The organism is Thalassotalea fusca, assembly GCF_053485835.1.
In genome coordinates this window covers 289,174-303,537 of sequence record NZ_JBQRUN010000005.1, presented here as the reverse complement: position 1 = coordinate 303,537, position 14,364 = coordinate 289,174, and the positions used below count along the sequence as shown (strand labels likewise).

General features: G+C 40.4%; 15 protein-coding genes. 7 read left to right on the top strand and 8 right to left on the bottom strand.

Going from position 1 to position 14,364, the window contains the following annotated elements; genetic code table 11:
* Window positions 1-131 precede the first annotated feature (131 nt).
* A complete protein-coding gene (locus tag ACSLUK_RS09030) occupies window positions 132-752 on the bottom strand; it encodes a substrate-binding periplasmic protein (protein ID WP_448548225.1) in 621 nt (206 codons plus the stop codon).
* 232 nt (window positions 753-984) lie between these two features.
* Between ACSLUK_RS09030 and epmA the strand changes: the two genes are divergently transcribed.
* Both epmA and ACSLUK_RS09020 read left to right on the top strand, forming a co-directional pair.
* The gene (gene epmA / locus ACSLUK_RS09025; RefSeq protein ID WP_448548224.1) at window positions 985-1,932 is read left to right on the top strand and encodes an elongation factor P--(R)-beta-lysine ligase; all 948 of its coding nucleotides are present in this window, start codon (window positions 985-987) and stop codon (window positions 1,930-1,932) included.
* A gap of 162 nt (window positions 1,933-2,094) precedes the next feature.
* Complete coding sequence (locus ACSLUK_RS09020; protein ID WP_448548223.1) at window positions 2,095-2,475, top strand: MerC domain-containing protein; 381 nt, start codon at window positions 2,095-2,097, stop codon at window positions 2,473-2,475.
* A gap of 81 nt (window positions 2,476-2,556) precedes the next feature.
* Here the strand turns inward: ACSLUK_RS09020 and glnG are convergent, their stop codons facing one another.
* The 4 genes from glnG to glnA all read right to left on the bottom strand — a co-directional run bounded on the left by glnG (window position 2,557) and on the right by glnA (window position 7,166).
* A complete protein-coding gene (glnG, locus tag ACSLUK_RS09015; RefSeq protein WP_448548222.1) occupies window positions 2,557-3,966 on the bottom strand; it encodes a nitrogen regulation protein NR(I) in 1,410 nt (469 codons plus the stop codon).
* Between the two features lie 5 nt (window positions 3,967-3,971).
* Window positions 3,972-5,045, bottom strand: a complete 1,074-nt coding sequence (glnL, locus tag ACSLUK_RS09010) for a nitrogen regulation protein NR(II) (RefSeq protein WP_448548221.1) — start codon at window positions 5,043-5,045, stop codon at window positions 3,972-3,974.
* A gap of 80 nt (window positions 5,046-5,125) precedes the next feature.
* Window positions 5,126-5,617 carry a DUF4124 domain-containing protein gene (locus tag ACSLUK_RS09005; protein ID WP_448548220.1) on the bottom strand — a complete coding sequence of 164 codons (492 nt, stop codon included), beginning with the start codon at window positions 5,615-5,617 and terminating at the stop codon, window positions 5,126-5,128.
* A gap of 142 nt (window positions 5,618-5,759) precedes the next feature.
* Window positions 5,760-7,166, bottom strand: coding sequence for a glutamate--ammonia ligase (gene glnA, locus ACSLUK_RS09000; RefSeq protein ID WP_448548219.1), 1,407 nt, complete (start codon window positions 7,164-7,166; stop codon window positions 5,760-5,762).
* A 326-nt stretch (window positions 7,167-7,492) separates the two neighbouring features.
* On the opposite strand from glnA, the gene typA reads away from it, so the two are divergent.
* Together typA and ACSLUK_RS08990 are read left to right on the top strand one after the other, a co-directional pair.
* Window positions 7,493-9,325, top strand: a complete 1,833-nt coding sequence (gene typA, locus ACSLUK_RS08995; RefSeq protein WP_448548218.1) for a translational GTPase TypA — start codon at window positions 7,493-7,495, stop codon at window positions 9,323-9,325.
* A 598-nt stretch (window positions 9,326-9,923) separates the two neighbouring features.
* Window positions 9,924-10,100, top strand: coding sequence for a hypothetical protein (locus tag ACSLUK_RS08990; protein WP_448548217.1), 177 nt, complete (start codon window positions 9,924-9,926; stop codon window positions 10,098-10,100).
* Window positions 10,101-10,202: 102 nt separating this feature from the next.
* Here the strand turns inward: ACSLUK_RS08990 and ACSLUK_RS08985 are convergent, their stop codons facing one another.
* Both ACSLUK_RS08985 and ACSLUK_RS08980 read right to left on the bottom strand, forming a co-directional pair.
* A complete protein-coding gene (locus tag ACSLUK_RS08985; RefSeq protein WP_448548216.1) occupies window positions 10,203-10,865 on the bottom strand; it encodes a DUF2959 domain-containing protein in 663 nt (220 codons plus the stop codon).
* A complete protein-coding gene (locus ACSLUK_RS08980; RefSeq protein ID WP_448548215.1) occupies window positions 10,862-11,089 on the bottom strand; it encodes a hypothetical protein in 228 nt (75 codons plus the stop codon). The genes ACSLUK_RS08985 and ACSLUK_RS08980 overlap by 4 nt, the downstream gene beginning before the upstream one ends.
* A gap of 83 nt (window positions 11,090-11,172) precedes the next feature.
* Between ACSLUK_RS08980 and ACSLUK_RS08975 the strand changes: the two genes are divergently transcribed.
* From ACSLUK_RS08975 to dtd, 3 genes are read left to right on the top strand one after another with little or no spacing between them, the layout of a single operon-like run.
* Window positions 11,173-12,051 carry a virulence factor BrkB family protein gene (locus ACSLUK_RS08975; RefSeq protein WP_448548214.1) on the top strand — a complete coding sequence of 293 codons (879 nt, stop codon included), beginning with the start codon at window positions 11,173-11,175 and terminating at the stop codon, window positions 12,049-12,051.
* 57 nt (window positions 12,052-12,108) lie between these two features.
* Window positions 12,109-13,068, top strand: coding sequence for a prolyl aminopeptidase (pip, locus tag ACSLUK_RS08970; RefSeq protein ID WP_448548213.1), 960 nt, complete (start codon window positions 12,109-12,111; stop codon window positions 13,066-13,068).
* A gap of 51 nt (window positions 13,069-13,119) precedes the next feature.
* Window positions 13,120-13,557, top strand: coding sequence for a D-aminoacyl-tRNA deacylase (gene dtd / locus ACSLUK_RS08965; RefSeq protein WP_448548212.1), 438 nt, complete (start codon window positions 13,120-13,122; stop codon window positions 13,555-13,557).
* 34 nt (window positions 13,558-13,591) lie between these two features.
* Here dtd and ACSLUK_RS08960 read toward each other — a convergent pair whose 3' ends face one another.
* Entirely contained in the window at window positions 13,592-14,347 is a 756-nt protein-coding gene (locus tag ACSLUK_RS08960) for a polyamine aminopropyltransferase (protein WP_448548211.1), read from the bottom strand.
* Between the last annotated feature and the right edge of the window lie 17 nt (window positions 14,348-14,364).

Sequence of the window (14,364 nt, the reverse complement as noted above, 5' to 3'; positions counted from 1 at the left end):
CCTGAGTGCGGTTTTGGCATTCTAAAAATAAAGAAACCGCTAACAAACGAACACGTTTGTGCGGGTTCTTTTCTCTTTTAGAGAGCTTGAGCAAAGCGTCAGAAGTCAATTGAGTCATAAATCACGATTTGTTATTTTTTGCTGATGCTAATTAGATCATATTTCAAAGAGGATTGGTATAAGCTATCTTTAGGTATACCGTATTTAGCTAATTCTAAGAATATTTCCTCTTCTCCTGCTGAAATATAGTCAACGCGTTTTGCAATTAACATTTTAATAGCCTGTTCGAGATTGCTAACTTCATACATTGAAACAGCGATATTGTTTTTTTGTAGAAAATCCTGAAAATTCTCGAGTAATATGCTCGAACGAGTGTATGCAAATCTCTTTCCGTGCAACTCAGATGTATTTGTCACATTCTCTAAAGTCGAGTCTTTCAGTCGCCATAACCAATAATGCGCCCCTATCTGATCTAATTGAAAAAACCAGTGGAAATTACTCTCTCTTTTATTTGTTCGGTTTAATACAGCCAGTAGAACATTTTCCCTCGTTCTTGCTTCGCTCATGGCTCTGGCCCAAGGAACCATTTCAAAGCTGACATCATAGTTGGTATGTTTTGCCAAATGCTGGATAATTTCTACGGCAATACCTGTAGCCTGTTTGTTGTCTAAACATGTGTATGGAGGGATTTGTTCTAGATAAGTTATTAACTCATCTGATTCAGTGTGACCAACTGAACTAAAATAATACATTAGTAAAGTTAGCCTTAGTAATTGAATTAATCGCAACTTAGCCTCAATAGAAACCTAATTGTTTTTCAGTAAGCGGCTTGTTTTATCATTATAGTACCAAGCGTTTTGCTAGTAACTTCTATTTGCGAATCATACATTCACGAAGAGACTAATCGAACTTGCGTTTAACAACTCTGCCCCAATAATAAGTCATGGTAATACGCGAGATCTAATGCAAGATGGGACTATATTAATGAATTGGGAAGTAGCAAAACAAAGAGCCTCCTTAGTAGCTAGAGTAAGACATTTCTTTGCGGAACGTGAGGTGGTTGAAGTCGAAACACCATGCTTGTCCCAAGGTACGGTAACTGATGTGCACTTAGAAGCGTTTTCAGTGCCGTATTCGATTGAAGGCACTAATGATACTAAGTTATACCTTCAAACGTCCCCAGAGTTTGCTATGAAGCGACTGCTCGCTCGGGGGTACCAATCAATTTATCAACTTGGTAAGGCGTTTCGAAATGAAGACAAAGGGCGATATCATAATCCTGAATTCACAATGTTAGAATGGTATCGACTTGGTTTTGATCATCATATGTTGATGAATGAAGTTGCAGATTTATTGGTTGCTATTTTAGATTGTGACATACCCACAATGGTGACCTATCAAGAGGCATTTCTATCTACATTAGCTATTGATCCGTTAAATGCATCTAACGAAGACTTGAAGGCATTGATTGAAACTCGGGGGGATTTAGATAGTTGGTTAAGAGAAGAAGAGAATAAAGATATATTATTACAATTCATATTTGCTTCCTATATCGAAAGCAATATCGGATTTGATGCTCCAGTGATAGTGCATGAATTTCCGTGTTCTCAAGCATCTCTTGCTAAGATATCCAATAAAGATCCCCGCGTTGCTGAACGTTTTGAAGTATATTTTAAAGGCCTAGAGTTGGCGAATGGCTTCAATGAATTAACAGATGCCAAAGAGCAAGTGAAGCGCTTTGAGAATGACAATTTAGAGCGTAATAGACTAGGGATAGAAGAAAAACCTATAGATCATAGATTTATATCATCATTAAACGAGGGTATTCCTGATTGTGCTGGTGTAGCTTTAGGTATAGACAGGCTCATTATGATTGCGTTGGATAAACGCTCAATTGAAGATGTTTTGACCTTTTCGATCAATGATGCCTAGTGTTTGTTGTGTGTCATATCTCAAAGTGTCATGTAGTGACCTGACTTGGAGCATGTTATTTGGCACTAATTGCTAAAAGGAACATTTTTTAATTTGTGATATTATCTCACTGTGATATTATTACACTTATTGTTTTGGAAGATTTAACTTGAGGTCACAACTGTGCTAGACAAAATTGGTATAGCAGCAACATCGCTGTGCGCATTGCATTGTATCTTATTGCCAATTTTATTACCGGCATTGCCTCTACTTGGTTTAACGTTTTTTGCTGATCATACATGGGAAAACGTATTTTTAGTATTGACGGCTATCCTTGGTTCGGTCGCGTTGTTTTCAGGTTTTAAGCGCTATCATCGTAAAATGTATCCGTTTTACCTTTTGTTTATTGGTGTTGGCATCTATTCACAAAAACACAGTTTCACACCTGAACTAGAACCCTTCTTAATCATAGGTGGCGCTACACTTATTGTTATTGCACACATCGTGAATCTTAGGTTATGCGAGAGTTGCAAACAATGTGCTACAGAAAGTTGTAGTAGCTAAACTGAATGCTTGATTAACGTTGCTTTATTCAAATGTATAATCAAGCATGTAAACCCTAACTTAAGCCCAAGATCCTTCTGTTCACATTTCGAAATCTTTTAGTTTACGTGTTAGTGTATTTCTCCCCCAGCCAAGTATTTTAGCGGCTTCTTGCTTGTGACCATTCGTATGTGTCAACGCGCGATCGAGAAGAATTTTTTCAAATGCAGGCAGAGCGTTATTGAGTATTTCAACTTTACCTGCTTTGAATTCGGCGTCTGCCCAACGTTTCAGCGCTGATTGCCAGTCTTCATTGTTATCTTCGATACTAGCACTACTGTGATTTGTTGCCATTAACTCACTAGGCAAATCATCAATCAAAATCTCTTTACCGCTTGCCATTACGGTAAGAAATCGACAGATATTCTCTAGTTGGCGTACATTGCCCGGCCACTCACATTGTTCCAAATAATCTAATGTCTTTTTAGAAATAATCTTTGGCTCGACACTCAATTCTTTTGCAGCCATTTTTAAAAAATGATGTGTGAGTTGTTTGATATCTTCTTTACGTTCTCGCAGGCTAGGAATGTGAATTCGAATAACATTTAGTCGGTGGAAAAGGTCTTCTCGAAAATCACCTGAACGCACTCTATCTTCTAGATTTTGGTGGGTCGCGGCAACAATTCGAACATCCACTTTTATTGGCGAGTGACCACCAACGCGATAAAACTGACCATCTGCGAGGACACGTAACAAACGCGTTTGAATGTCGAGTGGCATATCGCCAATTTCGTCGAGAAACAGTGTCCCATTATGTGCTTGTTCGAAGCGACCTTGTCTAACCGCATTCGCCCCGGTAAATGCACCTTTCTCGTGGCCGAATAGCTCTGATTCGATAAGGTCTTTAGGGATAGCTGCCATATTCAGTGGAATAAATGGAGCACCGGCTCTTGGGCTGTGCATGTGCAACGCGTGCGCAACTAATTCTTTACCTGTGCCGGATTCACCATTTATTAGAACACTGATACTGGATTTTGATAGTCGGCCAATCGCTCTAAACACTTCTTGCATTGCAGGTGCTTCGCCGATAATACCTGCGCCAACGGAAGATGTGACTTTTTGTTTCTTTTTAGCGCTTTGTTCACTTGCATGCGTGAGAGCACGTTTAGTTAGTGCCAAAGCTTCGTCAATATCAAAGGGTTTAGGTAGATACTCGAATGCGCCACCCTGATAAGCATTAACTGCACTATCAAGGTCAGAGTGCGCGGTCATGATAATAATTGGGATGTCGGGGTAGTCGGCATGAATTCGAGACAACAACGATAATCCGTCAATATTAGGCATACGAATATCAGAAATAATGACTTGTGGTTGACCATGTACCAGTGCGTCTAACATTAGCTGTGCGTCTTCAAATGAAAATGCACTAATATTGGCACTTGCAAAAGACTTTTCCAAAACCCAGCGAATTGAACTATCGTCATCAACAATCCACACTTGTTCAGTAATCATTTACTCTACTCCGACTTAAAGGGGATTAATATGACAAATTCAGTCATGCCTGGTTGACTATGGCATGATAATTTACCCTGATGTTGGTTTATTAGCGTCTGTGAAATCGAAAGACCTAAACCCGTTCCGTTGGCGCGTCCAGAAACCATAGGGTAAAACAGCGTATCTTGTATGTGAGGTGGTATTCCAGGGCCATTATCTATGATGCTAATCTGTGCACATAACTTAATGCGCTTACCATTGATCGTTTTATTACTGGCTGCTCTCGTACGTAGGACTATCTTACCATTGCTATCAAGCACTTGAATTGCGTTGTTAACAATATTTAATACCGCTTGCTGGAGCTTATCAGGATCGAATATTAAATCAGGAATCGAGGGATCATAGTCGCGCTCCATTGAAATCTGTTTTTCGTTACTCAAGGATACTAGCTTGAAAACTGACTCTAAGACGGTATGAATGTTAAGCATTTGCATATTGGGCAATTGGTTAGGCCCTAGTAGGCGATCTACGAGGTTCGTCAATCTATCCGCTTGTTCGATGATCATTTGCGTATATTCTTTTTGCTCATCGGTGATTTCTCTATGTAGCAATTGCGCAGCACCGCGTAAACCACCAAGAGGATTCTTTATTTCGTGTGCGAGCCCTTTAATTAAGTCTCTGGCAGATTCCCATTGCTGTTGTTGAAACGCCTCTGCGCTGATCTGCTTTTGTTGATCAATTCTTTTAAACTCAAGTAAAACATGAGGGGCGCGGTCAAAGACGACAGAAGATGCGGTAAGTTCGGTGGTAACTTTTGTACCCTCACTTAACTCAATAACTACATCGCTGTCGCTAAACTCTTGCCCAGAACGCAAGACTTGTTCCAGTCGGTGTTTGCTGATTGGTTGGTTTACAAAAATATCAAACAATTGGGTGTTTTGTAGTTTGCCAAAACTTTTAACCAAAAGCGCTTCTGCAGCGGGGTTAACATATTGAACAGTGAGTGCCTCATCGACAACTACAACCGCCGTAACCATTTGGTTGGGAAGACTGTGTTGGTAATGCAGTTTTTGCTGAGTTTTATTAGGTGCAATCAAAGTACGCTCTCTTTGCACTATTTTGGTGCAATAATAATGCTAGTGTAGTTGTTTATAAATGCGATTGCACGATAATGTTGCTAATTTGCCTTATTCACCGTGGCTCTGTGCATATAAAACGTTACTGAAGGGGATGATGCAATTATCTTGCCCTTATCGTCGATAAGGTCCATTTTTAGTTGGTGCTCGCCACGTTCTATATTTCTAAGTACAAACATGGAGTGGGATTGCGGTTTTTCGTAAGGCTTGTTATCGAGATACAGTTTGATCTTCAAACCTTTCTTAAAGATGGGCTTAATTCTACCGGACACATATACTGAACCGGTATTGTCTCTAATGGTTGCGTTATTTTCTGGTTGCGTTATTTCGACTTGATAGTTTTCCTCTATCTCTTTGGGTTTTATATCGAGAATAGAGGTATCGATGGAGGAGCTCATGGTATTGCTTTCGTCCACTTCGACTTCTTCAGCGCCTGGTTTTGGGCTGTCAGAAAAGACGAGAACACCGTCTGCATTTCGCCAGACATATATTTTGCTAGACGTAGCAAAAGCTTCTGACAGGCAGAGCAACATTATTAAGGCAATGCAGAAAGTACCAAATCTAGCCAATTAAAATATCCTATTTCGGTAGCTATATCTTAAATCTATCTAAATTATTAAAATTTAGCCACAAAAAAAGCTCACCAAGGTGAGCTTTTTTTATACAGACATATAATTACACGCTGTAATACATGTCAAATTCAACAGGATGAGTTGTCGAATTTAATCTCTCAACTTCTTCACGCTTTAAGCCGATGTAAGCGTCAATCATGTCGCTATCCATTACGCCACCAGCTGTTAAGAACTCTTTGTCAGCGTCAAGCGCATCTAAAGCTTCTTCTAAAGACGAAGCAACTTGTGGAATCGCTGCCGCTTCTTCAGCAGGTAGGTCATATAAATCTTTATCCATCGCATCGCCAGGGTGAATCTTGTTCTTAATACCGTCAAGACCAGCCATTAACATAGCAGCAAACGCTAGGTATGGGTTAGCAGTTGGATCAGGGAAGCGAACTTCGATACGACGTGCTTTAGGGCTAGGTACTACTGGGATACGAATAGACGCAGAACGGTTACGAGCAGAATATGCAAGCATTACTGGCGCTTCAAAACCCGGAACCAAACGCTTGTATGAGTTAGTTGAAGCGTTAGTGAAAGCATTTAGTGCTTTAGCGTGCTTAATAATACCGCCGATGTAGTATAGAGCGGTTTCAGATAATCCGCCGTACTTATCACCAGCGAATAAGTTAACACCATCTTTCGCAAGTGATTGATGAACATGCATACCAGTACCATTGTCACCTACTAATGGCTTAGGCATGAATGTAGCTGTCTTGCCATATGCGTGTGCAACATTGTGTACCACATACTTGTAGATTTGTACTTCATCAGCTTTGCTTACCATAGTGTTGAAACGACAAGCGATTTCATTTTGGCCTGCGGTAGCTACTTCGTGGTGATGCGCTTCTACAACTAAGCCCATTTCTTCCATTACCAAACACATCGCTGAACGTAGGTCTTGTGAAGAGTCTACTGGAGCTACTGGGAAGTAACCGCCTTTCACTCTTGGACGGTGACCGGTGTTTCCGTCTTCGTAACTTGTTGCGCCGTTCCATGCTGCTTCTTTGTCGTCAATCTTGTACATTGAACCAGCCATGTCAGTATGAAATTTCACGTCGTCGAACACGAAGAACTCTGGTTCAGGACCTACTAGCACTGTATCTGCAATACCTGTAGAACGCATGTACTCTTCCGCGCGCTTTGCAACAGAGCGTGGGTCACGCGAATAGCCTTGCATTGTTGTAGGTTCAACGATGTCACAGCGAATGTTTAACGTTACTTCTTCTGTGAATGGATCTAATACAGCTGTTGATGCATCAGGCATTAACACCATGTCAGATTCATTAATGCCTTTCCAACCAGCAATTGAAGAGCCATCAAACATTTTTCCTTCTTCGAAAAAGTCTTCATTAACTTGATGATGAGGAAGTGACACATGTTGCTCTTTACCTTTTGAATCAGTGAAACGTAAATCAACAAATTTAACGTCGTTTTCCTTAATTAAATCTAATACTGCTTGTGACATATTGTCTCTCCAGTGTGGTTCGAAATTGAAATAAAATCATTGGTGCAACTAATAGCTAAAATCGTGCCAAACATTATCTAATTGAATTTGTTTGAGTTTCTTAAATGAGTTTTTTTGTCATGCACTAAAATGGTGCGTCATGTGTGCACTTGTGGTGCAGTCGCGATTTTAGAATAAATCTATTATAGCCGGAAATGGAAATTTAGCGGTTTTTGCACCATTATTTAGTTCGAGAACTTTTATATCTTGGAAAGCGTTGTGTTAGGTGTAATGTTGCTGTATTTGTCTAAACAACTCCTGTACAATACGCGCCCAATTATAGCCCTATGAGCAAAACGCCCGTGTTAGATAAATTACGTAATATCGCAATTATTGCGCATGTTGACCATGGTAAAACGACCTTGGTTGATAAACTGTTAGATCAATCAGGGACGCTTGATTCAAGAACAGACCTTGAAGAACGTGTCATGGATTCCAACGATATCGAAAAAGAACGCGGTATCACCATCTTAGCGAAGAACACAGCCATTAATTGGAATGACTATCGCGTAAATATAGTAGACACTCCTGGTCACGCCGATTTTGGTGGTGAAGTAGAGCGTGTTATGTCAATGGTTGATTCAGTATTACTGATTGTTGACGCACAAGAAGGCCCTATGCCGCAAACACGCTTCGTAACACAAAAAGCATTTGCGCAAGGCTTAAAACCGATAGTTGTAATTAATAAAATCGACAAGCCAGGTGCGAGACCTGATTGGGTAATGGACCAAGTTTTTGACTTGTTCGACAACTTAGGTGCAACTGATGAACAACTCGATTTTCAAGTTGTTTACGCATCTGCAATAAATGGTTGGGCTTCATTGGAAGAAGGCGAAGTTGGTACAGACATGACGCCTCTTTTTCAAACGATCGTAGATCAAGTGCCTGCACCTAATGCAGATCCTGAGGGTGCATTCCAAATGCAGATCTCGCAACTCGATTATAGTTCGTACTTAGGGGTTATTGGTGTTGGTCGTATTACTCGTGGTTCGGTAAAACCTAATCAGCAAGTTACGATTCAAACTGCAGCTGGTCCAGTTCACAATGGTAAAGTCGGCAAAGTATTCGGTTATTTAGGGCTAGAACGTCATGAAACCGAGTTAGCGCAAGCGGGCGATATTATTGCTATCACAGGTTTAGGTGAGCTGAAAATCTCTGACACAATTTGTTGTCCTACTGAAGTAGAGCCTCTACCGGCACTATCAGTTGATGAACCTACTGTAACAATGACGTTTCAGGTAAATACTTCTCCTTTTGCTGGCCAAGATGGTAAATTTGTTACTTCTCGTAATATCAAAGACAGATTAGAAAAGGAGCTTGTTCACAACGTTGCATTGCGTGTTGAACAACTAGATGATCCTGATAAGTTCAAAGTATCGGGTCGCGGTGAACTTCATTTAGGTATATTAATTGAAAATATGCGTCGTGAAGGTTATGAACTTGCTGTTTCACGTCCTGAAGTTATTATGCGTGAAGTCGATGGTCAGATAGAAGAACCATATGAAACAGTGACAATTGATGTTGAAGAAGAGCATCAAGGTTCGATCATGGAAAAAATGGGCTTACGTAAAGCTGAACTGACTGACATGGCGCCAGATGGTAAAGGGCGTATTCGCATGGATTTCATCATGCCAAGTCGCGGTTTAATTGGCTTCCAAACTGAATTCATGACCCTAACGTCTGGCTCTGGCCTTATCTATCACACATTTATGCAGTATGGTCCACATAAAGGTGGTGAGATCGGTCAACGCTTGAACGGTGTAATGATTGCTAACGCAACAGGTAAAGCATTAACCAATGCGTTGTTTAACTTACAAGAGCGTGGTCGTTTATTGATTGGTCACGGTGTAGAAGTATACGAAGGTATGATCATCGGTATTCATAGTCGTGACAACGATCTAACGGTTAACGCGCTTAAAGGTAAGCAGTTGACTAACGTTCGTGCGTCAGGTACTGATGAAGCGCAAGTATTAACCCCGCCAGTATTAATGACACTTGAACAGGCACTAGAATTTATCGATGACGATGAGTTAGTGGAAGTGACGCCTGAAAATATCCGCATTCGCAAGAAATGGTTAAAAGAATCTGACCGTAAACGCGAGAGTCGCAACAAGAAATAACAAATAGTCGTTCCAACGTTATTTTTTGAACAAAGCCAACACTTCTAGTGTTGGCTTTTTTATTATTTGAAACTACCTACGAAACGCTATAGAGCAACAGGCGTAAATTTGGCGATGTGGCGGGTAAGACCTTTCATTTCAGCGTGTAAGACATGTCTTAAACATATGTCAGTAAAGTGCAAATATTTAAAAGTGTTTTCACTAATGGTACGCCTATGTCATTGTTTAATTGGTTATTAATGTGTTTGTTTAATATTTGTTACTTATAAAGGCAATACATCGGTTTTGTGTTTCTAACTGGCCTATTTGTTTTGGAGTGCTAATCTTTAGCTATCTCTATTTTTGGGTACACGAACTTCACACGAATCAGTTTGCTGAACTGGAAGTTTGGCTAGGTAGAAAGGCATGGATCAGAATCGTATTAATAGAATGAATATTCTATTTGAAAAAATGGTATCGAGAGTAGCCAATACTCATGAAAAAAGGGAGCTGGATGCGCTGTATTCTGAATTCTTTCATGAAGGTCGGGATCAAACGAATGCACGCAAAGTGACCCAAAACTTTAAGTGGGTTGTACATAGCTAAAGAGGAAGACAACGTGTCGCCAGAGCAGTTGAAAACATTGCGGGAATTGAGAGAACTTTTTGTTGATGGTTCTGCCAAACCCGAAAATATCCGTCAGCTATCAGACTTATTGGCGTCAATTAATCACGTGTCTGACATGGAAGACCAGCATTCTCAAGAACACCGCTACGAACCAATCAATGATATCTAGCGCCTTTTAAGGGCACAAACAATACTGAAAGTAAATAATGAAAAAGAGTAAACGCTGGCACAAGCTCAGTGTTTACTCTTTTATCAATGAAGCTAATTAGTGTTAGCTGTTGGTTTTTAGTGTCGCGATAAACGCCTGAGACTCTGCTATTGATTTGTTCATTTCCATGATGAGCTGCTCAACGTCTTTCTTAATTGTGTGGTATTCACCCTTCAGCGCCCCAATCGCATTTGCATTTAAATTGTGTTTTAAAAACAATGTATGATCTTTCAGCGTAGAAAGTATTGGTGCCATTTGCTGTTCGCTTCTTCGCATTGAACGCATCAGAGAGTTAAACAAAAGCTGTGTTTGACGTAATGTTGATTGGCTTTGACGTTGCAAGGACTTATTTGAGTACTGGGCTATTTCTTCGTCCCACTCCGCGAACAGTGCAGTAGCAACGTCGTCAACTTTGTCGATGTGATCGCTGACTCTGTTAGCGGCTTCAACACTGGCTTCATATTGCGCGCTACTTGCTTCATATTGCGCCTGCAATTCACCGCCTTGAAACGAAATTAATGAAGATAGTTGCTCTAGTGCACTCTTAAATTCTTCTTTCGCTTCTTCCTGAGACGTTGTGGCTTCTTCAACACGATCAATTAATATATCTCTTTTGTGAATACCGACCTTTTCCATAGCTGAATAATAGGCAGACTGACAGCCCATTAAGCTAATAAGGAGTAACGATATCCAAAATGAAGTATATCTAGTCGCATTCAAGGTCATGAGTCGCCGCCTTTGTATCTGGCTGCATCAATAATAGACCATAAATAGACGATTGGCACCAATAGCCAGCCTATGAGTAAGTATACTAGTACCCATGAAACTGCCATGGCAATGAAAAAGAACAGTGCAGCGATGATTCTGCCTTGAACGAGTTGTCCTAACCCCGGTATGAATACATTACAAATAGCGGCAAGTACGTTGCCTCCTGAACCTTGACCTGACATATTCTCTCCTAGTATCAATATCTTTTAAAAACATGTAATTTATACCATATAATAAAACAAATGGTTATTCTTACATTTAGACTATGCAATTTCTTTCATCGTTTAGCTCGCATCACATCACGCAGACTGTTTATCAGTTTTCGCGATTTTTTCTGCGCAAAATGACAACCGAGCAAATACATGTAACCGCTGGTCATTTGTCTTATGTTACTCTAATGTCTCTAGTGCCATTGATTGTCGTTATGTTGTCGGTAATGACAGCCTTTCCTATTTTTGCCGAAATAAAAGTACAAATTGAAAATTTTGTTTATCAAAATTTCTTACCGGCTGCAGGCGATGTAGTTAAAAATCATATTGCAGGCTTTGTTGCAAATGCTTCTAAAATGTCTGCGGTAGCGATTACGTTCTTGTTCCTGTTCGCCTTGCTGCTCATATCTGCAATAGACAAAAGCCTCAACAAGTTATGGCATGTTACAGAGAAGCGAAGGGTAATCACTGCATTTTCTATGTACTGGATGGTATTAACACTAGGGCCAGTTTTGGTAGGTAGCAGCATTGCTGCTACTTCCTATATCGTATCAATGGTAAATTTTAGTGATTACGAGCTGCTTGGTGTAACTAATTTTTTCGTCCAGTTGCTGCCCCTACTTACTTCTGTTGCTGCATTCTTAGTATTGTATTTAGTTGTGCCCAATAAAGATGTGCGATTCTCTTATGCATTGTCAGGTGCCGTAGTTGCTTCCTTATTATTCGAATTTGCCAAAAAAGGTTTTGCTTTTTATGTGACTCAACTCCCTTCATATAAAGCGATATATGGGGCACTTGCGAGTATTCCTATACTATTTCTTTGGGTCTATCTATCTTGGTTGGTGGTCTTAATTGGCGCGTTATTCACCGTAGCTCTTGAAGAGTTTGCCGAAGAAAAGTCAAAGAAAGTTGCGGAAAAATCTCAAGGAAATTAACAGAAATATGCTAATCGACATACACTATAGAGAGTACTAAAAAACTATTTGAGAGTCATGTCGCACCAGCTTTACCCCAAAATTGCCGAAAATAGTCACCAGTTGCTAAGTGTAGACAATGGCCGACACCAGCTGTATGTGGAAGAATCGGGTAATGTGAATGGCATTCCTGTTATCTATATCCATGGTGGGCCAGGTGGTGGCACGAGCGAAAATCATCGACGTTATTTTGATCCTGAGCTTTATCATATTATTTTGTTTGATCAGCGCGGATGTGGTCGTTCACAACCATCCCCTTCTATAGATGCCAACAACACATCATTGCTTATCGAAGACATAGAAGCGATACGCCTGCATTTTGGTGTTGATAAATGGTTAGTAACAGGGGGCTCATGGGGAACGACATTGGCAATGTGCTATGGTATTGCCCATCCAGAACGGTGTTTAGGCTTCATTCTGCGAGGTGTTTTTTTAGGCGAACAAAATGAGCTGGAGTGGCTATACGGCTTAAACGGCGCAGGGAAGTTTTTTCCAGATTATTATCAAATATTTACAGAAGACGTTTGTCATGAATCAAGCCGTGATGTCATTGAGCATTATTTCAATCGATTGACTGATCACAATGAAGTTGCCGCAGTAGCAGCCAGCAAAAATTGGTATTTATGGGAACTTAGGCTGTCGAGTCTGGAACATAACTTCTATCAAAATGAGGTTGAAGATCCCCATCAGGCACACTGTATGGCTTTGCTTTCATGTTATTATTTTAAGAATAACTGCTTTATTGAAGAGAATTTTCTTCGCAATAACATCAACAAGATAGGCCATATTCCTAGCATTATCATTCATGGTAGATACGATATGGTATGTCAAATCAACCAAGCGTATGAACTGGCTGAGCTGTGGGATAATGCCAGTTTACAGATTCTTCCTCAAGCCGGGCATAGTGGTTTTGAATCGCAAACTATAGATGCGTTTTGTAAGGCGACCGATATAATGGCCTCTTTCTTAAAGAAATAAGAATTCATAAAAGAAAGATACGCGATTTAAATTATACAAACGAGATTCTATATGATTGCATTAATTCAGCGTGTGACCGAAGCTTCTGTGACGGTCGGTGATGAAGTGGTTGGGGAGATTAAACAAGGACTCCTAGTACTACTGGCAATTGAGCCACATGATGATGAACAAAAATCGAGAAGACTGGCTGAGCGCGTAGCGGGCTATCGCGTTTTTGAAGATGACCAAGGCAAAATGAACCTTAATGTTGGCCAGATTAATGGTGATATCTTAGTGGTATCGCAATTTACTTTGGCGGCAGACACTACCAGAGGAATGCGTCCTAGTTTTACTAGTGCCGCATCACCGGAGATGAGTAAATCACTTTATCAACATTTTTGCCGAGAGCTCAGGAACAAAGGATTTACTGTACCAACGGGCATATTTGGTGCTGACATGAAAGTTAAGCTTTTGAACGACGGGCCTGTTACGTTTTCCTTAACGGTCTAGTTGTTGGCTATAGTTGGTTAGTCTCTACAAAAATTTATACTGTGAGCCGATGTTGCCAAATATTTTGCCAGCGTTTAAACAAAACGGGGGGGAGGCTACTTGTGACCGCAGCGGGGATGTCTGATTGTTGCGCCGGTAAGATATGAATAATGGTATTGTTGTAATGTGGTACGCAATGATAAGCGATTGTATAGCAACTCGTTTGGCAAATTGACTTAAGCTGTGTGAGTATCCGATTAATAGTTTCATTGGAAGCGCCAGCTAAATTAATGGTGAACAACTGTCGTTTCGTTGTGTCATGGAAAAAGTTGGAAATAAGCCGTTCAAGTAACACTTGATTGCATGAGCTAGTGTAAATATCGTAAATTAGCCAATCGCATTGGGTAGTCACCTGATTGCTAATGTACGTGTCGACATCAGCTGAAATGATTTGCTCAGCGTTAGTTAAATCTGCCCCCCAAAAAAAATCAAAGTAGGTGTTGATCACTTCATCAGACACTTCTATTGTGGTTAAAGCTGTTTCAGGATTAAGTTGTAATAAAAAACGATTTAGGTTTCCTCCCCCAAGTCCCAGAATAGTCACGTGATTGGGAGTCATGGTCAGTAGCGGCATCATAATCAGGTAGTGATGCGGCAATACAAGTTTATTTGGCTGGCGCTTTAGCATGATGCTTTGACAAGCGTTATTCAGCATGAGCCAGCGATAGTGTGAAGATTCGTATACAGCTAAATTGCACTTCGTATTGAAGTAAATTAATTTACCTTGAGCAAACTGATTGATAAGCTTCATCTAATGTACGATTATTT